This window comes from Pigmentiphaga sp. MLSB6-MA01 (assembly GCF_058793475.1).
The window spans coordinates 51676-78572 of record NZ_JBXAFV010000018.1; the positions used below are offsets into that span (position 1 = coordinate 51676).

Consider the following 26897-nt stretch of genomic DNA (forward strand, 5'->3'; position numbering starts at 1 on the left):
TATGTTCTTTCCCTGCCTGGATGCGGAAAATTATTTGAGGTTTAAAAATTTTAAGTTAAATTAATCTTCGACCCGTCACTGCCCGGCCGTGAGGCCGCGCATACCGCTGGAGACCACTCATGGAACGCTCGGGGCATCTCGATACCTTTGCGCGCGATCATCTTCCGCCGCCCGAGGCCTGGCCGGCATTCCTGCTCGATCATCCCGCCGTCCGCTATCCCGCCCGCTTGAACTGCGCGGCCGAGCTGATCGACGGCGCGGTGGCGGCGGGGCACGGCCGGCGCCCGGCGATCTGGACCGTGACCGGCGGCAAACCGTCGGCCATCACCTATCTCGAAGTGCAGCAGCGGGTGGACCGCCTGGCGCGCGTCCTGGTCGAGGACATGGGCCTGGTGCCGGGCAACCGTGTCCTTCTGCGGGGCCCGAACAACCCCGCCATGGCGATCGCCCTGCTGGCCACGATCAAGGCAGGTCTGGTGGCGGTGCCGACCATGCCGCTGCTGCGCGCGGTGGAGCTCAAGCCGGTCATCGACAAGGCACAGGTCCGCGCGGCGCTGTGCGACGTGCGCCTGCGCGATGAAGTCGACGCCTGCATGCGGTCCGGTCCCGCGCACTGTCCCACGTTGACCCAGGTCCGCTTTTTCAACGACGACGGCCCCGAGTCGCTGGAAGCCCTGGCGAGCGGCAAGCCGGCGTCCTTTCCCGCGTGCGATACGGCCGGCGACGACGTCTGCCTGATCGCCTTCACCAGCGGCACCACGGGCAGCCCCAAAGGCTGCATCCATTTCCATCGCGACGTGCTGGCGATGTGCGACCTGTTCCCGCGCTCGATATTGCAGGCCACGCCCGACGACATCTTCTGCGGCACGCCGCCCCTGGCGTTCACCTTCGGCCTGGGCGGCATGCTGTGCTTCCCGTTGCGCGCCGGCGCCTCTACCGTGCTGTCCGAGAAGCTGACCCCGGCTTCGCTGCTGGAAACCATCCAGGCCACCCGCGCCACCATCGTCTTCACCGCGCCCACCTTCTACCGCCAGATGGCGGCCCTGGCCCAGGGCTACGACATCTCCAGCCTGCGCCATTGCGTCTCGGCCGGCGAAGCCCTGCCCGACGCCACGCGCCAGAGCTGGAAGCAGGCGACCGGCGTGGAGATGACCGACGGCATCGGCAGCACCGAGATGATCCATATCTTCATCTCCAGCGCCGGCCAGGAGGTCCGCCGCGGCGCCATCGGCAAGGTGGTGCCCGGCTACGAGGCCTGCATCGTCGACGAAGCCATGCGGCCCCAGCCTCCTCGCACCGTCGGCCGCCTGGCCGTGCGCGGCCCCACGGGCTGCAAATACCTGGCCGACGACCGCCAGGCCAACGCCGTCCGCCAGGGATGGAACCTGACCGGCGATTCCTTCATGATGGACGAGGACGGCTACCTGTATTACCAGGCCCGGACCGATGACATGATCATCTCGGCCGGCTACAACATCGCCGGTCCCGAGGTCGAAAGCGCCTTGCTCCAGCACGAGGCCGTGGCCGAATGCGGCGTGATCGGCGTCGCCGACGACGAGCGCGGCCAGGCCGTGACCGCCTTTGTCGTGCTGCGCCCCGGCTTCGCGCCTGGAGACGATCTGGCCAAGGCCCTCCAGGAGCACGTCAAGCGCACGATCGCTCCCTACAAATACCCGCGCGTCATCCGTTTCGTCGATGCCTTGCCCCGTACTGAAACGGGCAAGCTCAAGCGCTTCGCGCTGCGCGGGCTGAGCTAGCGCGCTGTCCCGGAGATAGGCCCGCACGAAATGCCTCCGTTGGGGGGCCGGCAAGGCCCCGCCGCCGCTATTGGCAGGTGGTCACGTTCGTGACCTCGACCACGGCTTCCCGTACGTCGCAGGCGAGCTTGCGCGGCAGGTCGCCGGTTTCGGTGCAATTGCCCATGCCGTTGTAGGCCCAGATCGACCCGGTCATGCCCGTGCCGGGGCGGTCGGCGGGGCAGCGCGCCTCGAAATGCACCGTGATGCAGTTGGCCACCTTGGGCTGCACGCCGGGCCGGATGCCGATGACCGAGGGCAGCCCCCCCTTGGCGGGGCATTGCGCGGCTTGCAGGCGTATGGCGCGGCGCTCGGCCGCGAGATGGTCCAGCAGCGCCTGGGTCCGGCGTTCCTGTTCCTGGCGGGCGAGTTCCGCTTTCCTGCGGGTTTCTTCCTCGCGCTGTTTTTCCCTGGCCAGCCTGGCCTGTTCCGCGGTACGGGCTTCCTCGGCCTTGCGCTGTTCTTCCTGCTTGCGCCCGGCTTCCTGCCGACGCTGGGTTTCCTGGGCGCTCGTTGATGCCGCCGCCACGGTCCTCTGCGGCGAGGAAGGGGCCGCGGCCGCCGCGGCGCGGGCCTGTGCCGCCGCGGCGTTGGCCGCCATGATCCGGTCGGCGTGCGCGGCGGCTTCGCGGTCGCGCTGCTGTTTCTGTTGTTCGATCTGCCGCAGCTTCTGGTTCAGGTCCCGTTCGAAGTCGCGCGACTGCTGCGCCATGCGCAGGTTGCTCTGGTTGGCCTGCTGGAAGCCGCTGGCCAGGCCGCTCAGGATGGCGTTGGTCGTGGCCTGGGATTCGGCCTCCCGCTCGGCGGCGCGGCGCTGGGCATGGATGCGGCTCCGTTCGCGCTCGACTTTCTGGCGCTCGCGGTTTTCCATCGCCGAGGCCAGGCGCTCGTGGGTCACGGGAAGATAGATATGGTTCCCGGTCGAGGGCGAGTCATCGTCCGGTCCCTGCGCCCGGCTCATGATCCGGATGGAGTCGCCGCGGTTGATGTAGATGTCGAGATAGTCGCCGTTGTAAGTGAAGATGTTCTCCGTTCCCGTGAACCGGTGGACCAGGCGGTCATCCGCCGACAGCGTCAGTTGCCTGCTTTCGAAGGAACCCGCGGGCCGGTTTGGCATGCTCAGTACGCGGAATGCCCGGGGATCCGTCCTGGAAGGGGCCTGAAAGACTTCTCGGCCGGGGTTCGATCCGTCGGGCAGGCTGTACTGGAAAACCAGGTTGCCCGCGTCGTCCTTGTCGATTTTCAACAGCGTGATGCGGCTGACGAAGGTCTGCCCCACGCTTTGTTCCCAGACGCCGAACGGCGAGGCGGCGCGCAACTGCTGGTAGGGGGAGGCCGGGTCCAGGCTGACGGGGATCGTGCCGCCGTCGGGCAGGGTATAGACGTCGCGGCGCAGCGGCTTGGGCCTCATGTGGAACGAGGCGGCCGATGCGCGATAGGAAAAATGCGCGGCAGCGTCGGCCAGCGACAGTTGCAGATCGTTCAGCGAGCCGTTGAGGACTTTCATGCGTCCGTTTTCGTCGAAGCGGACGGTCGCCTGGTCGTCGCTGAACATGCCGGATTGCTCGATCAGCATGTGGTAGGTGCCCGGCTGGGCCGCGGGGCGCACGAGGAGCCGGATCGCGCTGGAGTCCAGCAGGCCATTGGCCGTGTAGAGCCTGATGGCGAGCGCGCCCTGGGCCGGTTCCGCCATTAACTGCAGCCAGTCGCCATCGTCGTTGACGTACAGGTGGCCGACATAGGGCTGCAGAAAGCCCCACTGGATCTGTTGGAAGGCCGCTTGGGCCGTCGCCATGGCCTGGGAGGATCGGGCGGTGTCGGCGGGGTCCACCGTGGCGCAACTGGCGAGCGTCGCGCACAGCGCGGATGCGAGCAGGAGTTTTCTCATGTCGTGGGTCTGTTGTCGTTGTCGTGGCGCCGAAGCGCCTGGTTCCGGCTGCCCGGTTCGCGCAAGCGCGCATCCTAGGGTACGAAGGGTGGGCGCGCATCACCCGATCCTGTGAAAGGCGCTGGTACCATAACGGCATGGACCCTACGTTTCCCGTCTCCCTTTCCCACCGCCTGGGCCTGTACATGCGCCTCGTGCGCCTGGACAAGCCGATCGGTATCCTGCTGCTGATCTGGCCCACGCTATGGGCCCTGTGGGCCGCCAGCAAGGGCGGACCGTCGCTGTACCTGGTGTTCGCCTTCGTGATGGGTACGGTGCTGATGCGTTCGGCCGGCTGCGGCATCAACGATTATTTCGACCGCGACGTCGATCGGCACGTCGAGCGCACGCGCGACCGGGTGCTGACATCGGGCCTGATCTCGGGCCGCGAGGCGCTGGGCGTGACGCTGGCGCTGACGCTGCTGGCGCTGCTGCTGATCCTGCCCATGAACCACCTGGTCTGGGCCCTGTCCGTGGTGGCGGTGTTCCTGTCGGTCACCTATCCCAAGTTCAAGCGCTTCTTCGCCATTCCCCAGGCCTATCTGGGCATCGCCTTCGGCTTCGGCATTCCCATGGCCTACGCGGCGGTGCTCGAGACCGTGCCGCTGGAAGGCTGGGTCATGCTGGCCGCCAACATTTTCTGGGCGATCGCCTACGACACCGAATACGCCATGGTGGACCGGCCCGACGACCTCAAGCTCGGCCTGCGGACCTCCGCCGTTACTTTCGGCAAGTGGGACGTGGCCGCGGTGGGCGTGTGCTACGCGGCGACCCTGGCGCTGCTGGGCGTGGTCGGCGCCATGCTGGACTACGGATGGGCCTATGCGGCGGGCCTGGCGGGAGCGGCCGCCATCGCCGTGCGCCACCTGTGGTGGATACGCCACCGCGAGCGCGCGGCGTGTTTCCGCGCCTTCCTGCACAACACCTGGTTCGGTTTCTCGGTGTTCGCCGGCATTTTCGTGCAGACCACGCTGCTGGGCTAGGGCGGGGCGGATTGGCGGGGTGCCCGCCTATATAATCGTCGCTTTTCCCCCCGAAGCCATGTCGCCCATCGCCGACAACCTACGCGCCGTCCGCCACCGCATCGAGCACGCCGCCAAGGCCTGCGGCCGCGCGCCGGGCGAGGTGGCGCTGCTGGCGGTGTCCAAGACCTTTCCCGCCCAGGCGGTGCGCGAGGCCCACGCGGCCGGGCAGCGGGCCTTCGGCGAAAGCTACCTCCAGGAGGCCGTCGAGAAGCTGGCCGCGCTGGAAGACCTGCGGGGCGACACCGAATGGCACTTCATCGGTCCGCTGCAAAGCAACAAGGCCCGGCAGGTCGCCGCCTGTTTCGACTGGGTCCACAGTATCGATCGCCTCAAGATCGCCCAGCGCCTGTCCGATTTGCGGCCACCCGGCATGGCCGACCTCCAGTTGTGCATGCAGGTCAACATCGACGACCAGCCCACCAAGAGCGGCGTGGCGCCCGCCGAAGCGCTCGGGCTGGCGCGGGACATCGCCGCGCTGCCGCGCGTGCGCCTGCGCGGCCTGATGTGCATTCCGGCCCCTCAGCACGATCCTGTCCGCCAGCGGGCGGTCTTCGCCAGCCTGGCGGCGCTCATGCGGGACATGAACCGGGAAGGCCTCGGGCTGGATACCCTGTCCATGGGCATGTCGGACGACCTGGAAGCCGCCGTGGCGGCCGGGGCGTCCATCGTCCGGGTGGGCACCGCCATCTTCGGCGCCCGGGATTATTCGTCCTGACCGCGCGGCCGCAACGCATCCCAAGGAAACCTCAATGACCCAATCGCTTTCTATCGCATTCATCGGTGGCGGGAACATGGCCGCCGCGCTGATCTCCGGCCTGGCCGGCAAGTTCTGCCCCATGGGGAACATCCACGTCGTGGATCCCAGCGAGGCCTCCAGGCAGGCGTGGGCGGCGCGTGGCGCCACGGTCGCGGCGGCGCCCGACGAGACCTTGTCGCGCTGCGCGATCTGGGTCTACGCGGTCAAGCCCCAGGTCATGAAGGAGGTGGCGGCGGCGAGCCGGCCCTGGCTCAAGGACAGCCTGGTGATCAGCATCGCCGCCGGCATCCGGGCCGCCGACCTGGCGCGCTGGCTGGGGGCCGACGCGCAGCCGTGGCCGCGCGTCGTGCGCTGCATGCCCAATACGCCCGCGCTGATCGGGCAGGGCGTTACCGGCCTGGCCGCGCTCGACAGCGTGGGCGAGGCCGACCGGGCGCAGGCCCAGGCCGTGCTCGAGGCGGTGGGAAGCACCGTGTGGGTCTCGCGCGAGGCCGATCTGGACGGCGTGACCGCGCTGTCGGGCAGCGGGCCGGCCTATGTGTTCCTGTTCATCGAGGCCCTCATCGAAGGCGGCAAGGCCGTGGGGCTGGATGACGAGCAGTCGCGCGCGCTGGCGCTGGCCACGTTGTCCGGCGCCGCCGGCCTGGCGGCCGCGTCTTCCGAGCCGCCGTCGGTGCTGCGCGAGCGCGTGACCTCCAAGGGCGGCACCACGGCCGCCGCCCTGGATGTCCTGGCCCAGGCGAATTTCCGCCAGACCGTGGTCCGGGCCATGCAGGCTGCCGCCCATCGCGCGCAAGAGATGGGTGATGAGTTCGGAAGATAATCCCGCCGGCATCCAGTCGGTCGCGCGCCACCCGCCTTTCGTCCTGTTCTGGTTCGGCCGGGTCATGTCGACCCTGTCGTTCCAGATGCTGTCGGTGGCCGTGGGCTGGCAGGTCTACGAGATCACCGGCAGCGCCTTCGACCTGGGCCTGGTCGGACTGGCGCAATTCCTGCCCATGGTGCTGCTGACCTTCGTCGTGGGGCAGGTGGCCGATCGCTACGACCGGCGGGCCATCGCCAGCGTCTGCATGGTGGTGGAGTCGATCGCGGCCGGTCTCCTGGCCTTCGGTACATGGGAGGGCTGGCTCACGCGCGATGCCATCCTGGGACTGGTGGCGCTGGGCGGCGCCGCGCGCGCCTTCGAGTCGCCCACGATGGCGGCGCTGGTGCAGGGAGTGGTCCCCCGCGGCCTCATCCCCCAGGCCGCGGCCTGGTCCACCTCCGCCACCCAGACCGCGCAGATACTGGGGCCCGCGATGGGCGGGCTGTTGTACGGGTTCGGATCCATGGTCGCCTATGTGGTGGCCTGCGTGTTCTTCTTCGTCGGCGGCGGCCTGGTGGCGATGATACGGGCGGAACGCACCGTGTCCACCCGCGAGCCGGTCACGCTCAAGTCCGTGTTCTCGGGCATTGCCTTCATCCGCAGCCGCCCGGTCATATTGGGGACGCTGTCGCTGGACTTGTTCGCGGTGCTCCTGGGCGGCGCCACCGCGCTGCTGCCCATCTATGCGCGCGACATCCTCCAGACCGGGCCTTGGGGGCTGGGATTGTTGCGCACGGCGCCCGCCGTGGGGGCGCTGGCCATGTCGGTCTTCCTGGCCCACCACCCCATCCACCGCAACGTCGGTACCCTCCTGTTCTCGTCACTCGTGGTCTTCGGGCTTGCCACGGTCGTGTTCGGCCTGTCCTCGCACCTGATTGTCTCCATGGCGGCGCTGTTCGTGCTGGGGGCCTCGGACGTGGTCAGCGTGGTGATCCGCTTCACCCTGGTCCAGTTGCAGACCCCGCCCGAAATGCTGGGCCGCGTCAGCGCGGTGAACTCCTTGTTCGTCGGCACCTCCAATCAACTCGGCGAGTTCGAATCGGGCGTGACGGCCGCGCTGTTCGGCGTCGTGCCGGCGGTGCTGATCGGCGGCGCGGGCACGGTCGCGGTAGCCCTGCTGTGGATGGTATTGTTTCCCCAGTTGCGCCGCTTGAAGTCGTTGGAAGGCTAGCGGGTCCGATACTTGCGCATGCGCATGCGCATGCGCCCGCGGCCAGCACCGCGGCACCCGCCGTGCGTGCCAGCATCCCGGAGGTCGACCGCCATGTCTTTGCATCCCGTCCTGCAGGAAGTCACCGATCGTATTCTCGCGCGGGGCGGCGACCGCCGCGCGCAATGGCTGGAGGAAACCCGGGCCCGGGCCGGCGCGAAGGTCGAGCGCGGCCACCTGTCGTGTACCAATCTGGCGCATGGCTTCGCGGCCATGCCTGAGCGCGCGAAGCTCATGCTCAAGGTGCAGGAGCAGCCCAACGTGGCCATCGTATCGGCCTACAACGACATGCTGTCGGCCCACCAGCCGCTGGCCGATTTTCCCGCCTGGATCAAGGAGGCGGCGTTGGCGGCCGGCGCCACCGCGCAGTTCGCCGGCGGGGTGCCCGCCATGTGCGACGGCGTTACCCAGGGCCAGGCGGGCATGGAACTGTCGCTGTTCTCGCGCGATGTCATCGCGATGGCCACGGCCGTGGCCCTGTCCCACCAGATGTTCGACGCGGCGGTGTATCTGGGCGTGTGCGACAAGATCGTCCCGGGCCTGGTCATCGGCGCGCTGTCCTTCGGCCACCTGCCGGCCGTGTTCGTCCCGGCCGGCCCCATGACAACCGGCGTGGGCAACGACGAGAAGGCCAGGATCCGGCAGTCCTATGCCGAGGGCAAGGTCGGCCGGGCGGAACTGCTCGAAGCCGAGAGCCGCGCCTACCATGGGCCGGGTACCTGTACTTTCTACGGAACCGCCAATTCGAACCAGATGCTGATGGAGTTCATGGGGCTGCACCTGCCCGGAACGTCCTTCATCAACCCCCATACTCCGCTGCGCGAGGCGCTGACCCGAGCGGCGGCCAGGCAGGCCGTGTCGCTATGGCACGGCGGCGGGCGGTATACGCCCATCTGCGAGGTCCTGGATGAGAAGGCTTTCGTCAACGGCATCGTCGGGCTGATGGCCACTGGCGGCTCGACCAACCACACCCTGCACCTGGTGGCCATGGCGCGGGCCGCGGGCATAGAACTGAACTGGGACGATTTCCATGCCTTGTCCGAGGTGGTGCCGCTGCTGGCGCGCGTCTACCCGAACGGCAAGGCCGACGTGAACGAATTCCAGGCCGCGGGCGGGTTGCAGTTCGTCATCCGCCAGTTGCGGATGGGAGGGCTGCTGCACGAGGACGTCACCACGGTGGTGGGCAAGGGGCTGGCTGCCTATTGCCGCGAGCCTTATCTTCAGGATGGCAGGCTGGCCTGGCGGGACGGCGCCGAGGTCCCGGGGGACGACGCCATCGTGCGTCCGCTGGACCGTCCGTTCTCGCCCGACGGCGGGCTGCGGGTGCTGGCAGGCAACCTGGGCCGTTCCATCATCAAGATCTCGGCGGTCGCGCCCGAGCATCAGGTGGTGGAGGCACCCGCCATCGTGTTCGACGAGCAGGACGATGTGCTGGCCGCCTTCCAGCGTGGCGAGCTGGAGCGGGATTTCGTCGCGGTGGTGCGCTGGCAGGGGCCGGCGGCCAACGGCATGCCCGAACTGCACAAGCTCACGCCCATGCTGTCCGTGCTGCAAGGAAGGGGATTCCATGTCGCGCTGGTGACCGACGGGCGCATGTCGGGCGCCTCGGGCAAGGTGCCCGCGGCCATTCACGTTACGCCTGAAGGCCTCAAGGGCGGCCCCATCGGCAGGGTGCGCACCGGCGACCGGGTCCGGCTGGATGCGAGGCGCGGCGTGCTGGAGGTGCTGGCGGACCTGGATGCCCGCCCGGCCGCGGCCGCCCCCGATCTGCGGCCGCATCGCCGCGGCGTGGGGCGCGACCTGTTCGGTCACATGCGGCGGGCGGTCAGCGCGGCGGAGGAGGGGGCCTGCACCTTGTTCGTCGACGAGGATTAGGCCCCAGGCCGCGGATCAGGCCGAGAAGAAGGCGAAGCGGACCAGGAACAGGATGGCGATCAACCAGGCCGCGGGGTGGATTTCACGGACGCGGCCGGTGCAGGCCTTGAGCACGACGTAGCTGATGAAGCCGAACGCGAGGCCGGTGGCGATCGAGTAGGTGAAGGGCATGGCCAGCGCGGTCAGCGCGGCGGGGATGGCTTCGGTGATGTCGTCCCACTTGACGTCGATCAGCTCGCGCATCATCAGGCCGGCCACGTACAGCAGCGCGGGCGCGGTGGCGTAGGCCGGGACCGAACCGGCCAGCGGCGAGATGAACAGCGCGGCCAGGAACAGCGCGCCGACCACCAGGGCAGTCAGGCCGGTACGGCCGCCGGCCTGGACGCCCGAGGCGCTTTCGACGTAGGCCGTGGTGCTGCTGGTGCCCAGCAGCGAGCCCGCGGTGATGGCGGTGCTGTCGGCCAGCAGGGCGCGGCCGATGCGGTTCTTGCCCTCGACCAGCAGGCCGGCGCGCTTGGCCACGCCCATCAGCGTGCCGGTGGCGTCGAACACCTCGACCAGCACGAACACCAGCACCACGTGCACGAAGCCCATGTGCAGCGCGCCCAGGATGTCCAGCTGCAGGAAGGTGGGCGCCAGGCTGGGAGGCGAGGAGAACACGCCGTGGAATTCATTGATGCCCAGCGCCATGCTGAGCACGGTGATGATCAGGATGCCCAGCAGGATGGCGCCGCGGACCTTCAGCGCGTCCAGGATGGCGATAATGAAAAAGCCGAGTATCGCCAGCAGCGGGGCGGGCTTGTGCAGGTCGCCCATCGTGATCAGGGTGGCGGGGCTGGCGACGACGATGCCGGAGCTGCTGAGCGCGATGATCGCCAGGAACAGGCCGATACCGGCCGCGATGGCGCTGCGCAGGGATGGCGCGATGCCGGCGATCAGCCAGCTTCGCACGCCGGTGATGGTCAGCAGGATGAAGATGACGCCCGAGATGAAGACCGCGCCCAGCGCCTGCTGCCAGGTGAAGCCCAGGGTGGCCACGACGGTGAAGGCGAAGAATGCGTTGAGCCCCATGCCTGGCGCCATGCCGATGGGATAGTTGGCGACGAACGCCATCATCAGCGAGCCGATCGCCGCCGCGATGCAGGTGGCGGCGAAAACGGCGCCCTTGTCCATGCCCGTGGTGGACAGGATCTGCGGGTTGACGAAAATGATGTAGGACATGGTCAGGAACGTGGTGATTCCCGCCAGCAGCTCGGTGCGAGCATTGGTGCCGTGTTCGTGGAGTTTGAATAGGCGCTCTAGCATGGTGGCTTCCAGGTGCGTGGACGATAGTGGGAAGCCATGCGAAAGCGCCCGGTCCGGCGCGCGCGGCCGTTGCGGCCCCCCCGATGGCCTGCCCCCCCAGGCGCATATTAGGGGTGGTTCATCAAAATGAAAAGCCAGGTCTGGGGGAACTTCGGGCGGCGCGCGGGCGTGCCGTCGCCTGCCAGCGGCGCGTGGTTCAGCGGTCGCCCTGTTTCTTGAGCTGGATGTCGTTCTTGACGTCCTGCACGCCATCGACGCCGCGCGCCACGCGTACGGCGGAATCGATCTGCGGGCTGTCGTCGGCCGTGCCGGCCAGATGCACGACGCCGTTGACCGTCTTGACCTTGATGCTCAGCGATTGCGTGGCTTGTTCCTTGAGCAGCGCCGCCTTGACCTTGGTGGTGATCACCGTGTCGCTGGCGAACTTGCCAGCCGACTCCTTGGCGGCCTGGCCGTCGCCCTGGGCCATGGCCATTGGCGTCGCGGCTGAGAAGGCTGCAATCATGGCGGCGATCATCAGGTTGCGTGTCCTCATCGATCTCTCCTTGAAAGCGGCCGGTCCCGCGGGCGGAGGTGGCCGATGGGTTCAACATACGGGGCCGGTCGGCCGGGTGTCAAAGCTGGCTGTATGCATTTGTAATCCCCGATGCCGGTCCAGGCAGGCTCCATGCGGAGCGTCCGTGCAAGCCGTCACGATTGCAAGGAATGCGTGGCACATGTAACGCGGCGACGCGGCCGATGCCCCGGGGCGCCTACAATGGGCGCTCTTCTGGAAATCCCATGTTCAGCTACCGCCACGCCTTCCACGCCGGCAATCATGCCGATGTGCTCAAACACCTCGTCCTCGTGCAGTTGCTGCGCTATTTCGCCGAGAAAGACGCGCCATATTGGTACATCGACACCCATGCCGGCGCCGGCGTCTACGCGCTGGATGGGGATTGGGCGGGCAAGAACGCCGAGTTCGAGACCGGCATCGCGCGCCTGTGGACGCGGGACGACCTGCCCGGCATCGTGGCGGAATACGTGGACGAGATCGCCGCGTTCAATCAGGATGACCTGCTGCGCCACTATCCCGGGTCGCCCTTCATCGCGGCGCAGGCGCTGCGCGAGCGGGACCGCCTGCGCCTGTTCGAACTGCATCCCACCGAGATCGACGTCCTGCGGCGCAATTGCCGCCATCTGGGCCGGGATATCGAGCGCCACACCATGGTCTACGCCGCGGACGGCTTCGATGGCGTGAAGGCATTGCTGCCGCCCCCGACGCGGCGCGGCATCGTGCTGATCGATCCTTCCTACGAGGACAAGCGCGACTACGCCCGGGTCCTTCACTGCCTGGAAGAGGGATTGAAGCGTTTCGCCACCGGCTGTTTCGCGGTCTGGTATCCGCAGGTGCAGCGGCTCGAATCGCAGCAACTCGCGGGGCGGCTGGCGCGCGTACCCGCGCGCCCCTGGCTGCACGTCAGCCTGACCGTGCGCAAGCCTTCGGGCGACGGGCTGGGCCTCTACGGCAGCGGCATGTTCATCGTCAATCCGCCATGGGTGCTGGAGGCGGCCCTGAAGGAAATCATGCCCTGGCTGACCGGCGTCCTGGCGCAGGACGCCGGTGCCACGTTCACCCTGGAAAGCCGGGAAGGCCAGGCCGCCACGCCCAGGTAAGACACTCCCGGCCATCCGCCGCGCCGAGTCCTCCGTGGAGGGGTCGGCGCTTTTTTTACGGTTGAATTCAATTGAATTCAGTTGAATTTAACTGAATTCAGGAATAGCATCGCCCACTTCGATACGCTGATTGAGGCCCCACCGCATGAGACTCGCCACCTTTACCGTCCCCGCCGAATCGTCCGCCGCCCGCGTCGGCGTGCTGTGCAAGGACAGCATGCTCGACCTGGCGCGCTGCGCGGCCGCCGTGGAGCCGGGGGAAGCCGCCTTCCCGCATTCCATGAGGGCGCTGCTGGAGGAAGGGGACGCCGGCCTGGCGCGCGCGCGGCGGCTGCTGGATGCGGCCTCGGGCGACGCCGCGCTGCGCGAGCGCCATGCCTATGCGCTTGACGATGTCCGGCTGCTGCCGCCCGTGCCCGATGCCGAAAAATTCCTGTGCGTGGGCAAGAACTACCGCACCCATCTCGAAGAACTCAAGCGCACCGATCTCATCAAGGAACTGCCGGAGGAACCGACCGGTTTCATCAAGCTCAACGCCTGCCTGGTCGGCCAGGATGCCGAGGTGGAGCGGCCGGTGGACGTGCCGCACCTGGACTACGAACCCGAACTGGTGTTCGTGATCGGCAAGCCCGCCTACCGCGCGCGCCGCGAGGATGCCTTCGACTACGTGGCCGGCATCACCATCCTGAACGACCTGACCTGCCGCGATACCCAGAAGCGCGAGGTCGCGTCGGGATCGCGCTTCTGGACGGCCAAGAACGCTCCGGGCTTCGGGCCGCTGGGGCCGTACATCATCACGATGGACGAGGTGCGCGACGCCTACGACATCTGGGTGACCTGCCGTGTCAACGGCGAAGAGCGGATGCGCGTCAATACCTCCGACCAGATCTGGAAGCTGCCGGACATCATCGAGCATTTCTCCAGGCTGCTGCCGCTCAAGCCCGGCGACATGTTCTCCACCGGCGCGCCCGGCGGCGTGGCGGTGGGCAAGCCCAATGCCGACGAGTTGTTCCTGAAGCCGGGGGACGTGGTCGAGTGCGCGTTCGAGGAGCCCGCCATGGCCTTGCGCACGCACATCGTGGCGGCGCGTTGAACCCTGCCGGGAACGATCAAGAACAACGCCTGGCGACTGTTTTCACTGGAGGAGATAGATCATGAAATGTGCAATCGATACGGCACGCCGCGCGGCCTGCACGGCGGCGGCCTTGCTGCCGTTGGCCCTGGTGCTGCCCGCCCAGGCCCAGGCTCAGGCGCAAGCCTTTCCGTCGCGGCCGGTGACCATCGTGGTGCCGTTCCCGCCGGGCGGCGGCGCGGATACCCTGGCGCGCCTGCTCGGCGCCCACCTGACCAAGGTCTGGAAGACCCAGGTGATCGTGGACAACCGGCCGGGTGCCAGCGGGCATATCGGCGCCAGCTTCGTGGCCCGGGCGCCGGCCGACGGCTATACGCTGATGATGAGTTCGACGGCATCGCTCGACAAGAAGAATGTCGGGCAGTTCGCGCCCATCTCGCTGGTGTCGGCCTCGGCCTACGTGGTGGTGGTCAACCCCCGCCTGGGCATCGGCACGATCAAGGAGCTGGTGGCCAAGGCGAAGGCTGAGCCCGGCAAGCTGACCTTTGGTTCGTCAGGCGTCGGCGCGGCCTCGCATCTGTCCGTGGAGTTGTTCAAGGAGGTGGCGGGCATCGAGATGATGCACGTGCCCTACAAGGGAACCGGCCAGGCGGTGACGGATCTGCTGGGCGGTACGTTGAGCCTGATGTTCGCGCCGGCGCAGACCGTGATGGGCTACGTCGATACGGGCCGCCTGAAAGCGCTCGCGGTGACGAGCGCCCAACGTTCCAAGGCGCTGCCCAACCTGCCCACGGTGGCCGAAGCGGGGGTGCCGGGTTATGCGGCCGTAGGCTGGTTCGGCCTGCTCGCACCGGTCGGCACGCCTGCCGCGGTGGTGGACAAGCTCAATACCGATGTGAACGCCGCACTGCGCGATCCCGATATCGTGCGGCAGATGATGGAGCATGGCGCCGAGCCCTCGCTGACGACCCCGGCGGAGTTCGGGACCTTCATCCGCGCGGAACTGGAGCAGTGGACCCGGTTGATCGACAAGCTGGGTATCGTCGTAGGCGGTTGAGCGCCACGGGGCTCAATCGGCTTGCCGATTGAGCAGATAGCTGACGCGGGCACGTTGTCCGCCGGTCAGGTGCCGGACCATGGCCGCGCGGGCGCCGTCGGTGTCGTGCGCGGCGATGCATTCGACCAGTTCCGCATGTTCGGCATACGCGTCCTGCAGCCGCTTGGGATTGGTGGCCGTGGCCGGTCCCAGCAGGATCATGGGCGTTTGCAGCGCACGCAGCGTGCTGATCACGTAGCGATTGTGCGCGGTGCGGTACAGCGCGTTGTGGAAGCGCCGGTTGTGGCGCTCGCGTTCGATGGGATCGTCCAGGACGGAGCGTTCGAACTCGAGCATTTCGCGCAATACGTCGATCTCGGCATCGGTGGCGTTCTTGGCCGCCATGCCGACCGCCGCCGGCTCGATGACGAAGCGCAGCGCATAAAGCTCGTTCACCATCTGATGGTCGAGTTCGGCGATCACGCGGCCGAGATAGGGCTGATGCACGATGAGGCCGTCGGTTTCGAGCCAGGCGATGGCTTCGCGCACCGGCGTGCGGCTGATGGCGAGCCGGTCGGCCAGGGCGTTCACGCTGACGCGGTCGCCCGGTTTGAGGACGCCGGTCTCGATGGCTTCCTGCAATTGCCGATAGGCGGCCTGGCCTAGAGATTCAGGCTTTTTTTCTGGAGTGTGTGGCATGGATTTCACCGCTCGACGAAGAGGTACGGGCAGGGCGGTCGTAATGGTGCCACGTTTCGCGATTGCAGGGGCTGGAGGAATCCCCGGGCGGGGCCCGGGGGAGTGGGGCCTCAGTCCGCGCGGATATTGTTGCTCCGGATGATGTTCCCCCACAGCGCGATCTCGCTTGCCACGTAGGTGGCGAAATCGCGGCTGCCGCGGAACTCCACCTGGACTCCTGTCTTGCGCATGACTTCGGCCACCGCCGGATCCGCCAGCGCGCGGCGGTTGGCGTCCTCCAGCTTCTGCACGACGGCCGCCGGCGTTCCCGCCGGCGCGAACACGCCGGCCCAGGTGGCCGACACCACCGAGGGATAGCCTTTCTCGGCGAAGGTCGGCACGTCGGGGAGGGCGAAGTGGCGGGCGGGAGCGGCGACCGCCAGCGCGCGAGTCTTGCCCGCGCGCAGGTTGGGCAGCGAGACCGCCACCGTGTCGAACATCATGGTGATGTTGCCGGCCAGGAGATCGAGCGAAGCCGGGGCGCCGCCCCGGTAGGGCACGTGCACGAGATCGACCTTCGCGGCCTGCTTGAACAGTTCCCCGGCCAGGTGCAGCGAGGTGCCGTTGCCTGCGGAACCGTAGGTCAGCTTGCCGGGCTCGCGCTTGGCCTGCGCGACCAGGTCCTCGACCGACCGGATGCTGGACGAGGCATTGACCGCCAGGACGTTCGGCACCGAACCCCAGTGGGCCACGGGAACGAAGTCCTTGACCGCGTCGTAGGGCATCTTGGCGTAGAGCGAGGGGTTGACGCCGTGCGTGGCCGAGGTGCCGACCAGCAGGGTATAGCCGGTGGGAGCCGCGCGGGCCACCTGTTCCGCGCCGATGTTGCCGCCCGCGCCGGGTTTGTTCTCGATCACCACGGGCTGGCCGAGTTCGCGGCTGAGCGCCGAACCTACCGCGCGGGCCATCTGATCGATGGCGCCGCCGGGGGCGAACGGAACGATGAGCTGGACCGGTCGGGCCGGGTAGTCCTGCGCGGCGGCGGCCAGCGGCCAGCCGACGGTGGCGGCCAGCGCGAGCATGCCGGTCCGTCGGGAGGAATGGAAAAAGGAAGTCATGCGGTCTCCTGGTCGTTGGTCTGTGGCGGTGCCACGCGGCGATCGTGTATGGGGAAAGGCCGGGTCGCCGGGGCCGGCGGGCCGGGTCAGCCCTGGGCTTCCTTCTTGGCTTCGTGCTCGGCGATGTTCGCCAGCAGTTCGGCGCCGCGGTTGGCCGCCGAGAGCCCCCGGAAGAGGAAGCACAGGCTGACGACCGCCTGCATTTCCTCCCAGGTGGCGCCGGCGCGGCGCGCGGCGATGCCGTGCAGGACGGCGGCATCGCTCAGGTCCATCAGCAGCATGCCGAACAGCATCAACTGCGCGGTTTTCACGTCGAAGCACTTCGGGTACATCGCGTGTTCGCGCATCTTCTCCTGCAGGTCAACCAGCTTGGGGTCGAGCGCGCCGGTCACCGCCAGGCGGGCTTCGATGCGGGGCGGGACGAAGCCGATCAGTTCCTGGTAGATGTCGGCACGCTCGTCCAGGGTCTGTTCGGTGTCGGCATAGGGGCCGATACGGGCGTCGACGGCGGCGCGATCAATACGTTTGGGCAGCATGGGAAAATCCTCCTGGTTGTCGATTTTCGTTTATATTTATTGAAATCGATTTTACAGTCAATATCGATTTTATGAGCGCCCCCGGTCCATGAGCACATCCCTGACCTCCCAACTGACCCAGTCGCTGCGCGACGAATTGCTGAACGGCACCTTCCGGCCGGGCCAGCCGTTGCGCCTGAACCAGCTCAGCCAGCAGCTCAATGTCAGCCTCAGTCCGCTGCGCGAGGCGCTTTCGCGGTTGGCGGCCGAGGGACTGGTGATCGCGCAGGACCAGCGCGGGTATCAGGTCGCGCCGGTCTCCGTGCGCAACCATCAGGAAATCACCGAGCTGCGCGTCATGCTGGAGCCGCATGCGCTGCGGATCTCCATGCAGCAGGGGGGCGAGGACTGGGAGGTCGCGGTGCTGGCGGCGCACCACCGCCTGCAGCAGGTGGAGAAACGGGCCGCCTCCGATTCCGAGGCGCTCCTGGAATGGGAAGTCCGCCACCGCGAGTTCCACCTGATGCTGATCGGCGGCGGCCAGATGCCCGTGCTGGCCCAGTTCTGCGAGAAGCTGCTCGCGTTCTCGGACCGCTACCGCCGCATCTTCCTGCGCGAGCGCCCGCTGGATCGCGATATTCCCGACGAGCACGAGGCCATCCTGCGCGCGACCCTGGATCGCGATGAGGCGCGGGCGAGCGAACTACTCGCGCAGCACATCGGACGCACCGCCGCCAACATCTCCATCCTGCTAGAACAGTGGGAGTCCGGCGCGGGCGACGCCGCCGCTTGATCGGTACGGCGGCCACCTGAAAAGAAAAAGGCCCGCGAGGCGAACCCCGCGGGCCTTCAACCGCCAACCCAGCAACGGACTCAGGCGGAGACTGCAACCGTTTCCGGCTCCTCGGCTTCCACCGACGAACGGATCAGATGGTCGAAGGCGCTGAGCGCGGCCTTCGCACCGTCGCCCGCGGCGATGATGATCTGCTTGTACGGCACGGTCGTCACGTCGCCCGCGGCGAACACGCCGGGCACCGAGGTCCGGCCCTTGGCATCGACCTCGATTTCCCCGTGCTTGCTCAGCGCCAGCGTGCCCTTGAGCCATTCGGTATTGGGCACCAGCCCGATCTGCACGAAGACGCCTTCGAGTTCGATGTGGCGCTCTTCGCCCGACTGCCGGTCCTTGTACTTCAGGCCGTTCACCTTCTTGCCGTCGCCGGTGATCTCGGTAGTCTGCGCCTGGGTGATGACCGTGACGTTGGGCAGGCTGTTGAGCTTGCGCTGCAGCACGGCATCGGCGCGCAGTTCGGGGGCGAATTCAAGCAGGGTCACGTGCTCGACCAAGCCCGCCAGGTCGATCGCCGCTTCCACGCCCGAGTTGCCGCCGCCGATGACGGACACGCGCTTGCCCTTGAACAGTGGGCCATCGCAGTGCGGGCAGTACGCCACGCCTTGGTTGCGGTACTGGCGTTCGCCCGGCACGTTCACTTCCCGCCAGCGGGCGCCGGTGGCCAGGATGACGGAGCGGCCCTTGAGCACGCCGCCGTTGGCCAGCTTGACCTCGATCAGCTTCGCGCCCGGCACCAGGGCCTCGGCGCGCTGCACGTTCATGATGTCCACGTCGTAGGCCTTGACGTGTTCTTCCAGCGCGGTCGCGAACTTGGGTCCTTCGGTCTCCTTGACGGAGATGAAGTTCTCGATCGCCAGCGTGTCCAGGACCTGGCCGCCGAAGCGCTCGGCCACGACGCCGGTACGGATGCCCTTGCGCGCGGCGTAAATGGCCGCGGCGGCGCCCGCGGGGCCGCCGCCGACGATCAGCACGTCGTACGGTTCGCGCGCATTGAGCTTTTCGGCGTCGCGCTGGCCGGCATTGCTGTCGAGCTTGGCGAGGAACTCCTCGACGCTCATGCGCCCCTGGCCGAACACTTCGCCGTTCAGGTAGACCGTGGGCACGGCCATGACCTGGCGCTTCTCGACTTCGTCCTCGAACAGCGCGCCGTCGATCGTGACCTGGCGGATGCGCGGGTTCAGCAGCGACATCACGTTCAGCGCCTGGACGACCTCGGGGCAGTTCTGGCAGGACAGCGACACATAGGTCTCGAACGAGAAGTCGCCATCCAGGTTCTTGATCTGCTCGATCACGTCGGCATCGAGCTTGATCGGGTGGCCGCCGACCTGGAGCAGGGCCAGGACCAGCGACGTGAATTCATGGCCCAGGGGAATGGCGGCAAAGCGGATGCCGATGTTTTCGCCGGGACGGTTGATGGTGAAGGAGGGCTTGCGCTCGTCGTCGTCGCGTCGCTCGATCAGCGTGATGCGTTCCGACAGGCCGGCGATTTCCTTCAGGAGTTCAGCGAGCTCGCGAGACTTGTCGCCGTCGTCGAGGGACGCGACGATCTCGATCGGCTGCGTGATTTTTTCCAGGTAGGCCTGCAACTGGGTCTTGAGATTGGCGTCCAGCATATATCGCTCCCTTTGCTCCGTATCTTGTGTTCTCGGATGGCGCCCGGGCCGCTTGTGGCGCCCCGGGCGGTACTGCTTTTGTTTCTGCTACTGCCGCTGCGTGCTGATTAGATCTTGCCGACCAGGTCCAGCGAAGGAGCCAGCGTCTTCTCGCCTTCCTTCCACTTGGCGGGGCAGACTTCGCCCGGGTGGTTGGCCACGTAGATGGCGGCCTTGACCTTGCGCAGCAGTTCCTTGGCGTCGCGGCCGATGCCTTCGGCGGTCACTTCGACGGCCTGGATCACGCCTTGCGGGTCGATGATGAAGGTGCCGCGGTCGGCCAGGCCCTGGCCTTCACGCAGGACTTCGAAGTTCTGGGTGACTTGCCAGGTGGGGTCGCCGATCATCGTGTACTTGATCTTGCCGATGGCGGGCGAGGTGTCGTGCCAAGCCTTGTGCGAGAAATGGGTGTCGGTCGAGACCGAGTACACCTCGACGCCCAGTTTCTGGAATTCGGCGTAGTTGTCGGCCAGGTCTTCCAGCTCGGTCGGGCACACGAAGGTGAAGTCGGCCGGATAGAACACCACCACGGCCCACTTGCCCTTCAGGGTCTGGTCGGTGACTTCGACGAACTTGCCTTCCTTGAGGGCAGTCGCTTTGAACGGCTTGACCTGAGTATTGACTAGAGACATTGCGGTTTCCTCTCTTGCTGGGTTGAAAAGACGTATATGAATGGTATACGTCACTGGTTAATTGATCAAATTGATTGATTCAATGCAGTTGATCGTAAAATGCTATCGATCATCGTAGGGGATGGATGCTTCAGGAACATGTCGAACAGGGGAGGCACCTGGCTTGCGTGACGTTTCCCCCGCCGCCCCCGGCCGGCGCCAGCTGGAACAGGATATGGGGCCGAACCGCCCGCTTACAAGCGATGTCGCAGTTAGCCGTGCCTGGCGGGGAGACGCAGGAACGGCATGTGCCGGGCCGCCGGGCCGGTGGCCTCCAGCATGCGCTCGAGCCATTGGGCGACGACGTCGCCTTCCGCCAGGACGGGAAAATCGCTGACGCAGCGGGCCCACTGGAAGCCGCCGAAAACGATGTAGTCGGCGTAGGCCGGAGCGTCGCCGCACAGGAAAGGCTGGGCCTTGAGCACCAGCCGCAGCGGCATCAGGCCCGCCCGGAATTCCTCGACGCGGGTATCGCGGTCGGCGCAGACCGCGGACAGCGGCATGCCCATGCGTTGCTCGCGGCTGGCGTGGAAGTAGGACAGGTCGCCTTCGTGCAGCGCGGCGGGGATATCGACCAGCACCAGGCGCGTGAGACCGGGCAGTTGCACGGAGTCGGCCCAGCTGTTGACGAATCTGGCCAGGGCCTGCGCCTGCGGTCCGCCGAACAGCGAGGGCGCATCGGGATAGGCCGCTTCGAGATACAGCGCGATCTGCCAGGAGTCGGATACCACCTGCTCACCGTCGACCAGCACGGGCACGCGGCCCTGCCCCGAGAACGCGAGCTTGTCCTTCTCCGTGAAGCGCCACGGCACGGTTTCCACCTCCAGGCCCTTGTGCGCCAGCGCCAGCCGCGCGCGCCAGCAATAGGGGCTGAAGCGGAAGTCGGGGTTGGCGCCGGCAAGGTCGTACAGGAGTCTGGCCATCGGTCGGGTCTCGGATTGGTAGCGGGACGAGCGACAACTATACCTTTCATCCCGATGCCGGGAGCTTCGCCACGACCCTGCCGAGGGCCCTAGAACAAGCCCGGCTGGCGGCGGCCCTCGCGCGATGCCAGCCGTACGCCTTCGTGTTCGAGCAGCCAGATCTTCCGGTGCAGCCCGCCGCCGTAGCCGGTCAGGCTGGCGTTGGCGCCGATGACACGATGGCAGGGGACCACGATGCTGACGGGATTCGCGCCGTTGGCCAGTCCGACCGCGCGGACTGCCTTGGGCCGGCCGATGCGCCGGGCGAGTTCGGAATAGCTGATGGTCTGCCCCACGGGAATGCGCCGGAGTTCGCGCCAGACGTCGCGTTGGAAGGCGGTGCCGGCGGTGGCGACTTCCAGGCCGTCGATGGCCGGCAACTCGCCCCCCATGTAGGCCTCCAACTGCCGCCGTGCCTCGCTGGGCGAGCCGCGCTCGCGCAGCGCGTAGCCCTGCCTGCCGTAATGGTGTCCCAGCAGTTCGTGCATGCGAGGCTGGTAATCTTCCCAGTCGACCGCGCGCAGGCGGCCGTCCTCGTCAGTCAGGATGAGCATCTGCCCCACGGGCGTGGGGCGGTATTCCACAAGAAGGGTCAGGGGGGTCATGAGGGATGGCGGGCGGTTCGCAACAGCGCCTCGCGCAGCACGATTGCATGATTGTGATCGGGATCCTTCGCGCCATACAGCAAGGTGATCGGGTGATCCCCGGCGTCGCGCAGCAGGTCCGCCAGTCCCTGCCGCTGCGCATCGCCCTTGAGCTCGGCCGCGTAGCGCAGGTGGAATTCGGCCCAGCGTTCGGGCAGGTGGCCGAACCAGCGCCGCAGCTCGGGGCTGGGCGCGAGGTCTTTGGGCCAGGCGTCGTAGACCAGGTCCTCGCGGCGGATCCCGCGAGGCCACAGCCGGTCCACCAGGACCCGGTAGCGGCCCGCCGCGACGGCCGCATGGTCATAGACCCGGTGCAATTCGATGTCAGGTTTCATCGTCCATGCCTTTCAAGCCAGGCGCCCGTCGCGGAAATCGCTCAGCGCCTGGAAAATTTCCTGCTGGTCGTTCATGACGAACGGTCCGTATTGCGCGATGGGTTCGCGCAGCGGATGCCCCGCGATCAGCAGCGCGCGGGCCGGCCCGCCGTGCGCGGCCAGGACGACGCCGTCCGTGTCGGGGGCGTTGGCCAGGATGGCCATGCGGCCGGCCTCGACCGAGGTGGCGCCGATCACGACGCTGCCGCGATACACATAGACGAAGGCATTGTGGCCGGCGGGCAGGCGCTGCGCAAACTGCGTTTGCGCCGGCAGGTGCACGTCGAGGTAATACGGCTCGGTCGCCGGCCGGGCCACCGCGCCTTCGACGCCATGGCTGCGCCCGGCGATGACCGTCGCCTCGACGCCGGAGGCGGTCGTGGCGCGGGGCAGGTCCGCGGCCTGGAAGTCGCGGTACCACGGCGCCGACATCTTGTCGCGCGCGGGCAGGTTCAGCCACAGCTGGAAGCCCTCCATGACGCCCTGGTCCTGCTGCGGGAGTTCGGAGTGGATCACCCCTCGGCCCGCGGTCATCCATTGCACGCCGCCGTTTTCCAGCAGGCCTTCGTGGCCGGCGCTGTCCCGGTGTCGCATGCGGCCCGCGATCATGTAGGTGATGGTCTCGAAGCCGCGGTGCGGGTGATCCGGAAAGCCGGCGATGTAGTCATCGGGGTTGTCGGTGCCGAATGCGTCCAGCATCAGGAACGGATCCAGGCGGCGCTGCAGGTGCTGGTCGATGACCCGGGTGAGCTTGACGCCGGCCCCGTCGGACGTGGCCCGGCCGGCGACGATGCGTTCGATGTCGCGGGGGTGGCTGACCGTCTCGGAGGTGGCTGCCGGGAGCGTGGACATATCGGTCTCCTTTGGAAGGAGGCGCCTGTGCTCTGGTCGCGTCTCCAGGGCTTTCCAGCATAGACCCAAGTCGGCTGCCGGGGCAAAGCGGGACAGGGTTGGCGGGCACTTCGTCTGTCACGGCCGTGCGCTTGCTCTTCCTTTCGTGCCCGTCGATAATAAATGCAACAAATTGATAAATCAGCAACGGGGGGTATCGAATTGATTCGAGTTCGTGATTTCTCAGAATGGCGAGGCATTGGCAACGCATTGCCGGTCCGTGGCATTGCCGGGGGCCTCGCGGCGGTAGTGCTGGCCGCGCTGGCGGCCTGTGGCGGCGATGGGGCCGTGCCGCCGCCGGTCGATCCCCTGCAGCCGTACCGTGACCAGGTCGTCAATTGGCGGGCCTGCGATCCCGAAACCCTGGGCGGCGAATCTCCCGCTTATTTCACCCTGAAGGACCGCCTGAGCTGCGCGACCGTACGCGTACCGCTCGACTACTCGAACCCCGGGAAAGGCGACGCCGTCGTGGCCGTCTCCCGCGTGGCGGCGGGCGAGCGGTCGCAGCGGCTGGGCTCGATCCTGATCAATCCGGGCGGCCCCGGCGGCGACGGCCTGGCCTGGTCGTTGAACCTGGCGGCGCTGTGGGGCGGCGCCAGCGAGTCCACCACGACGGGACAGCAGTTGCGCACGATCGCCCAGCGCTACGACATGATCGGCTTCTCGCCGCGCGGGGTCGGCGCCAGCAGCCGCATGTACTGCGGCACGAGCGGGCTGCTCAGGCCCGAGCACCATAGTTCGGACCGCAGCGAGGCCAATGTCGCGGCCATGCTTTTCAATGCCAATGCGCTGGGCGACGCCTGCCTGCGCAATCCGCTGGTCAAGTACATCAACACCGACGCCACGGTCCGCGACATGGACCTGATCCGCGGACTGCTCGGCGACGCCAAGTTCAACTACGTCGGCATTTCCTACGGAACCTGGCTGGGTGCCTGGTATGCGTCCCTGTTCCCCGAACGGGTCGGGCGCATGGTGCTGGACAGCTCGATGGATGTCACCGGCAACATCGACGTCAACGTCGTGATGCAGCCCATGGCCATGCAGCGCGTCCTGGACGAGTTCATTGCGCCCTTCGCGGCCCGCCATCCGGACCGTTTCGGGATAGGCACCAACGCGGCCGACATCGCGAAGGTCTATCGCGCGTTGCCCGAGCCCATGCGGGTGGCGTTCGGCCAGCAGGCGAATCTGCACTCGATCCTCAGCAAGACCAACCGCGTCGCCAAGGGCGCGCAGCTCGTCGCCGCCGCGCGCGGCATGAACCAGGTCCTGATCGACAACCCCGCCAGCATCCGCGATTTCTCGGTGCTGGACGCGAAATTGATGGAGTACGAGTTCGTGCCGGACTCCTTCGGCGACGATATCGAGATACGGGGGCTGGCCCAGGCCATGCTCCAGCCGTATCTCCAAGCCTACGAGCCGACGGCCGCGCCGGTCGAGTTCGGCACGTTCAACTCCGTGTTCAACACCGTGGTGTGCAACGACACGGCCGCCACGAGCGCCGACCCGCAATACTGGGTGAGATTGGGCAACGAGATGGCGGCCAGCTATCCCTACGAGGGCGGTTCGGTCACCCGCAGCCTGTGCGCGACCTGGGGCGGGCCTTCGGTTTCCAAGCCGCCGGTGTCGCGCGCCGGAGCGTCGGCGCCCATCCTGATGCTGCAGACCGAGTTCGATGCTCAGACCGCGACCGAAGGCGCCCGCCGCTCCTTCGATGCGCTGCCGCAGGCGCACCTGGTCCTGGTCACTGGCTCTTACTCGCATGGCGTGGTACCGGAAAGCGATGCCTGCGTGGATGCGACGATCGGTGCCTATTTCGCCAACGGCGTGGTGCCGGGGCGCAGCAGCACGTGCGTGGCGCCGCCGCTGCCCTACGAGGGACCGACCCTGGCCGTTCGCATGGCCAAGACCGGCGTTGCCGAGACGGACGCGGCCGCCCAGGCACGCGAGGCCCTGCGCACGCGCCTGGACGCGATTTCCGCCTCTGGCGCGAGGTTCTAGGCAGCGGGGCGCGGCCTGCGACCGTCCCAGCCGCCTGGCTTTTGCCCAGGCGGTTTTTTTTCGCCCCCGCGATATCTAGGGCTTGCAGGGAAAGGCTTCCCCCAGCGCGTTCACCAGGATCACCACGGCAGGCAGTCCATGATCCTGCGGCCGGCTGGCCAGCCGCTGCTGGAAGAGTTCGACCGTGCGCCCGGTGGATACGTTGCCCGGGGCACAGAACGGCAGCGGGGTCTTGGTGGCCATGGATTGGACGCGCATGCCGTCGATCGCGCCCATCACGAAGGCGGAACAGCCCAGCGAAGCCTCGCCGCTGGCGCCCGGGGCGCATTGTTCGTTCCAGAAGGCGCCGGTCCAGGGTTCGGCGGCGAAAGCAGGCTGGGCCGCCAGGGCGGCCAGGGACAGCAGGGGGGCGAAGCGTTTCATGGCGATCCTGGGAGCGCGGATTCGGGGGAATGGGTCATTTGCCGCAGCTTTCGCGGACCTTGTCGACGTCGATCTTGCGCGCTTCCATGACACGCACGAGCTGCGCCGTGGCGGTCAGGCAGGCGTTGCCGGCGGGCGCGGCGACGGGTGGGGGAGCGCTCGGCGAGCCAGGCAGCGGCGCAAGCAAGGGCGCCGGAGCGGGGGCCTGGATGACCGACTGCGCGCGGGCGTCGCAGTAGTCTGCCTTCAGGTCGTCGTTGCTCATGGCTTTCAATTCATCGTTGCTGCGTGGCGCGCAGGCGGCGATGGCATTGTGGGCGGCGAACAGGCCGGCGGCGATCAGGGCGAGTCTCGGGAGTAGCGTCATGGCTGCAAGGGGTAGTCGCGATCCTGGAACGGGAGGCCTGGAGGCCGCCGCGTCGCGGCCCGCCTTGGCATGCCGGATAGTATATGAGTCTTCCATGGGGACGTCGTCCCCGTCGATTGCCTTGGAAAACCATGTTCATCCGTTCATACCGGGCCGCCGATGAAGCGGCCATGCTCGCTTTGTGGCAGGCCTGCGGCCTGATCCGCCCCTGGAACGACCCCCGCAAGGATATCCAGCGCAAACTGGCCGTGCAGCCCGAGCTGTTCCTGGTCGGAGAGTCCGCGGGCGAGCCGGTCGCCTCGGCCATGGTGGGGTTCGACGGGCATCGGGGCTGGGTGTACTACCTGGCGGTGCGCCCCGATCATCAGCGGCGCGGCCATGGCAGGCGGCTGATGGCCCACGCCGAACAGCTCCTGGTCGAGCGGGGCTGCCCGAAGATCAACCTGCTTGTGCGCACCGCGAACGGGGCGGTAGTCGATTTCTATCGATCCCTGGGGTATGCGCAGGATGAGGCGGTCAGTCTGGGCAAGCGGCTGATTCCCGATCTGTGACGGCCAATGCCCGCCCGATGGCTATTATCACGACAATCCTCCCAAAAACCGGCGAACCGGGTGTGAACACGTTTCCATTGCGCGAGGAATTGTTTTTGATTCTTTGCAATCTGGCGTCGAACACGGGCCGGCGCGGAAAAGAAAAACCCCGTGGACGGGAAATCCACGGGGTTTGTCAGGGGAGTTGGTGGAGCCGGCGGGAATTGAACCCGCGTCCGAAAGCCCTCTACAGACAGTTCTACATGTGTAGTCGGTTTATTTGGATTTAACCGTGTACTTAGCCAATCGACAGGCCGGCACACAGCGATTCACGTAGTTTAAGCATGAACCGTGTGACCCCAGTTCATACCGATTCCTTGTAAATGACGCTGCTGCAGTTCAAGATCGGCTGCTTCGGGGGTTATGGCCCTAGACAGGGATCCTTAGGAAAGTTGCCTCTCCTCTGCCCGACCCAAGGACAGATCGGTGCAGCGGCTCACCGCTTAAGCGGCGAGTTCGAAACGCTCGTCGTTAGTGGCGTTTATTTGCGTTCCAGTGGTTTAACGAGCTTACTGGTGCTCGACATGCCCTGTGCTGCTTCGTGACCCCCGTCGAAACCGGTACGGCCCCTTGGAAGGATTGTATCCCATATGGCGGCAAGGCAGCGGGTTTTCAAGGGGAGGGCCGTCAGCGCTCCCGC

26 protein-coding genes and 1 other RNA gene are annotated in these 26897 nt (G+C 67.1%); 12 read left to right on the forward strand and 15 right to left on the reverse strand.

Translation table 11 applies throughout. From position 1 onward, the window contains the following. Window positions 1-119 precede the first annotated feature (119 nt). The gene (locus tag AC1Q6E_RS24730) at window positions 120-1757 is read left to right on the forward strand and encodes an AMP-binding protein (protein WP_492573730.1); all 1638 of its coding nucleotides are present in this window, start codon (window positions 120-122) and stop codon (window positions 1755-1757) included. Window positions 1758-1824: 67 nt separating this feature from the next. Here AC1Q6E_RS24730 and AC1Q6E_RS24735 read toward each other — a convergent pair whose 3' ends face one another. Continuing rightward, complete coding sequence (locus AC1Q6E_RS24735) at window positions 1825-3684, reverse strand: hypothetical protein (RefSeq protein ID WP_492573731.1); 1860 nt, start codon at window positions 3682-3684, stop codon at window positions 1825-1827. A gap of 137 nt (window positions 3685-3821) precedes the next feature. On the opposite strand from AC1Q6E_RS24735, the gene ubiA reads away from it, so the two are divergent. The 5 genes from ubiA (at window position 3822) to edd (ending at window position 9455) form a co-directional block, all read left to right on the forward strand. Further along, window positions 3822-4706, forward strand: a complete 885-nt coding sequence (ubiA, locus tag AC1Q6E_RS24740; RefSeq protein ID WP_152795641.1) for a 4-hydroxybenzoate octaprenyltransferase — start codon at window positions 3822-3824, stop codon at window positions 4704-4706. Between the two features lie 58 nt (window positions 4707-4764). After that, on the forward strand, window positions 4765-5463 hold the full coding sequence (locus AC1Q6E_RS24745) for a YggS family pyridoxal phosphate-dependent enzyme (RefSeq protein ID WP_152797727.1): 699 nt from the start codon (window positions 4765-4767) through the stop codon (window positions 5461-5463). Window positions 5464-5497: 34 nt separating this feature from the next. Further along, on the forward strand, window positions 5498-6328 hold the full coding sequence (proC, locus tag AC1Q6E_RS24750; protein ID WP_152795644.1) for a pyrroline-5-carboxylate reductase: 831 nt from the start codon (window positions 5498-5500) through the stop codon (window positions 6326-6328). Then, window positions 6312-7541, forward strand: coding sequence for an MFS transporter (locus AC1Q6E_RS24755; RefSeq protein ID WP_152795646.1), 1230 nt, complete (start codon window positions 6312-6314; stop codon window positions 7539-7541). The genes proC and AC1Q6E_RS24755 overlap by 17 nt, the downstream gene beginning before the upstream one ends. A gap of 93 nt (window positions 7542-7634) precedes the next feature. Next, on the forward strand, window positions 7635-9455 hold the full coding sequence (gene edd, locus AC1Q6E_RS24760; protein ID WP_152795648.1) for a phosphogluconate dehydratase: 1821 nt from the start codon (window positions 7635-7637) through the stop codon (window positions 9453-9455). Window positions 9456-9470: 15 nt separating this feature from the next. Here the strand turns inward: edd and AC1Q6E_RS24765 are convergent, their stop codons facing one another. Both AC1Q6E_RS24765 and AC1Q6E_RS24770 read right to left on the reverse strand, forming a co-directional pair. Next, on the reverse strand, window positions 9471-10760 hold the full coding sequence (locus AC1Q6E_RS24765; RefSeq protein ID WP_152795650.1) for an NCS2 family permease: 1290 nt from the start codon (window positions 10758-10760) through the stop codon (window positions 9471-9473). A gap of 196 nt (window positions 10761-10956) precedes the next feature. Next, window positions 10957-11295 carry a BON domain-containing protein gene (locus AC1Q6E_RS24770; protein WP_152795652.1) on the reverse strand — a complete coding sequence of 113 codons (339 nt, stop codon included), beginning with the start codon at window positions 11293-11295 and terminating at the stop codon, window positions 10957-10959. A gap of 245 nt (window positions 11296-11540) precedes the next feature. On the opposite strand from AC1Q6E_RS24770, the gene AC1Q6E_RS24775 reads away from it, so the two are divergent. From AC1Q6E_RS24775 to AC1Q6E_RS24785, 3 genes are all read left to right on the forward strand, one after another. Continuing rightward, the gene (locus AC1Q6E_RS24775) at window positions 11541-12416 is read left to right on the forward strand and encodes a 23S rRNA (adenine(2030)-N(6))-methyltransferase RlmJ (RefSeq protein ID WP_152795655.1); all 876 of its coding nucleotides are present in this window, start codon (window positions 11541-11543) and stop codon (window positions 12414-12416) included. Window positions 12417-12561: 145 nt separating this feature from the next. Continuing rightward, window positions 12562-13509: a fumarylacetoacetate hydrolase family protein gene (locus AC1Q6E_RS24780; RefSeq protein WP_492573732.1), complete on the forward strand. Its 948-nt coding sequence runs from the start codon at window positions 12562-12564 to the stop codon at window positions 13507-13509. 61 nt (window positions 13510-13570) lie between these two features. After that, window positions 13571-14545, forward strand: a complete 975-nt coding sequence (locus tag AC1Q6E_RS24785; RefSeq protein WP_296556553.1) for a tripartite tricarboxylate transporter substrate binding protein — start codon at window positions 13571-13573, stop codon at window positions 14543-14545. Between the two features lie 12 nt (window positions 14546-14557). Here the strand turns inward: AC1Q6E_RS24785 and AC1Q6E_RS24790 are convergent, their stop codons facing one another. From AC1Q6E_RS24790 to AC1Q6E_RS24800, 3 genes are all read right to left on the reverse strand, one after another. Continuing rightward, window positions 14558-15223, reverse strand: a complete 666-nt coding sequence (locus AC1Q6E_RS24790) for a GntR family transcriptional regulator (RefSeq protein WP_152795663.1) — start codon at window positions 15221-15223, stop codon at window positions 14558-14560. A 110-nt stretch (window positions 15224-15333) separates the two neighbouring features. Continuing rightward, window positions 15334-16320 carry a tripartite tricarboxylate transporter substrate binding protein gene (locus AC1Q6E_RS24795; protein WP_152795665.1) on the reverse strand — a complete coding sequence of 329 codons (987 nt, stop codon included), beginning with the start codon at window positions 16318-16320 and terminating at the stop codon, window positions 15334-15336. A gap of 86 nt (window positions 16321-16406) precedes the next feature. Beyond that, on the reverse strand, window positions 16407-16856 hold the full coding sequence (locus tag AC1Q6E_RS24800; protein ID WP_152795667.1) for a carboxymuconolactone decarboxylase family protein: 450 nt from the start codon (window positions 16854-16856) through the stop codon (window positions 16407-16409). Window positions 16857-16944: 88 nt separating this feature from the next. Here AC1Q6E_RS24800 and AC1Q6E_RS24805 point away from each other — a divergent pair, with 88 nt between their 5' ends. Then, window positions 16945-17628, forward strand: coding sequence for a GntR family transcriptional regulator (locus AC1Q6E_RS24805; protein ID WP_152795669.1), 684 nt, complete (start codon window positions 16945-16947; stop codon window positions 17626-17628). An 80-nt stretch (window positions 17629-17708) separates the two neighbouring features. Here the strand turns inward: AC1Q6E_RS24805 and ahpF are convergent, their stop codons facing one another. The 6 genes from ahpF to AC1Q6E_RS24835 all read right to left on the reverse strand — a co-directional run bounded on the left by ahpF (window position 17709) and on the right by AC1Q6E_RS24835 (window position 22840). After that, the gene (gene ahpF, locus AC1Q6E_RS24810; RefSeq protein WP_152795671.1) at window positions 17709-19298 is read right to left on the reverse strand and encodes an alkyl hydroperoxide reductase subunit F; all 1590 of its coding nucleotides are present in this window, start codon (window positions 19296-19298) and stop codon (window positions 17709-17711) included. 107 nt (window positions 19299-19405) lie between these two features. Continuing rightward, window positions 19406-19969 carry an alkyl hydroperoxide reductase subunit C gene (ahpC, locus tag AC1Q6E_RS24815; RefSeq protein WP_152795673.1) on the reverse strand — a complete coding sequence of 188 codons (564 nt, stop codon included), beginning with the start codon at window positions 19967-19969 and terminating at the stop codon, window positions 19406-19408. 251 nt (window positions 19970-20220) lie between these two features. Further along, on the reverse strand, window positions 20221-20931 hold the full coding sequence (locus tag AC1Q6E_RS24820; RefSeq protein ID WP_152795675.1) for a glutathione S-transferase family protein: 711 nt from the start codon (window positions 20929-20931) through the stop codon (window positions 20221-20223). 89 nt (window positions 20932-21020) lie between these two features. Further along, on the reverse strand, window positions 21021-21575 hold the full coding sequence (gene ogt / locus AC1Q6E_RS24825; protein WP_296556559.1) for a methylated-DNA--[protein]-cysteine S-methyltransferase: 555 nt from the start codon (window positions 21573-21575) through the stop codon (window positions 21021-21023). Further along, window positions 21572-21949, reverse strand: coding sequence for a DUF488 domain-containing protein (locus AC1Q6E_RS24830; protein WP_152795679.1), 378 nt, complete (start codon window positions 21947-21949; stop codon window positions 21572-21574). Before AC1Q6E_RS24830 ends, ogt begins: the two co-directional genes overlap by 4 nt. A 12-nt stretch (window positions 21950-21961) precedes the next feature. Continuing rightward, window positions 21962-22840 (reverse strand): pirin family protein, encoded by an 879-nt coding sequence (locus AC1Q6E_RS24835; protein WP_152795681.1) that lies wholly within the window; start codon window positions 22838-22840, stop codon window positions 21962-21964. A 522-nt stretch (window positions 22841-23362) separates the two neighbouring features. On the opposite strand from AC1Q6E_RS24835, the gene AC1Q6E_RS24840 reads away from it, so the two are divergent. After that, window positions 23363-24877, forward strand: a complete 1515-nt coding sequence (locus tag AC1Q6E_RS24840; protein ID WP_492573756.1) for an alpha/beta hydrolase — start codon at window positions 23363-23365, stop codon at window positions 24875-24877. A gap of 75 nt (window positions 24878-24952) precedes the next feature. Here the strand turns inward: AC1Q6E_RS24840 and AC1Q6E_RS24845 are convergent, their stop codons facing one another. Further along, window positions 24953-25300, reverse strand: a complete 348-nt coding sequence (locus tag AC1Q6E_RS24845) for a Rap1a/Tai family immunity protein (RefSeq protein ID WP_152795685.1) — start codon at window positions 25298-25300, stop codon at window positions 24953-24955. A gap of 34 nt (window positions 25301-25334) precedes the next feature. Beyond that, a complete protein-coding gene (locus AC1Q6E_RS24850; protein ID WP_152795687.1) occupies window positions 25335-25667 on the reverse strand; it encodes a hypothetical protein in 333 nt (110 codons plus the stop codon). A 131-nt stretch (window positions 25668-25798) separates the two neighbouring features. On the opposite strand from AC1Q6E_RS24850, the gene AC1Q6E_RS24855 reads away from it, so the two are divergent. Continuing rightward, window positions 25799-26218 carry a GNAT family acetyltransferase gene (locus tag AC1Q6E_RS24855; RefSeq protein WP_152795689.1) on the forward strand — a complete coding sequence of 140 codons (420 nt, stop codon included), beginning with the start codon at window positions 25799-25801 and terminating at the stop codon, window positions 26216-26218. A gap of 185 nt (window positions 26219-26403) precedes the next feature. On the opposite strand, the gene ssrA is transcribed toward AC1Q6E_RS24855, so the two are convergent. After that, window positions 26404-26827, reverse strand: a transfer-messenger RNA (tmRNA) gene (gene ssrA, locus AC1Q6E_RS24860). Window positions 26828-26897: the final 70 nt, after the last annotated feature.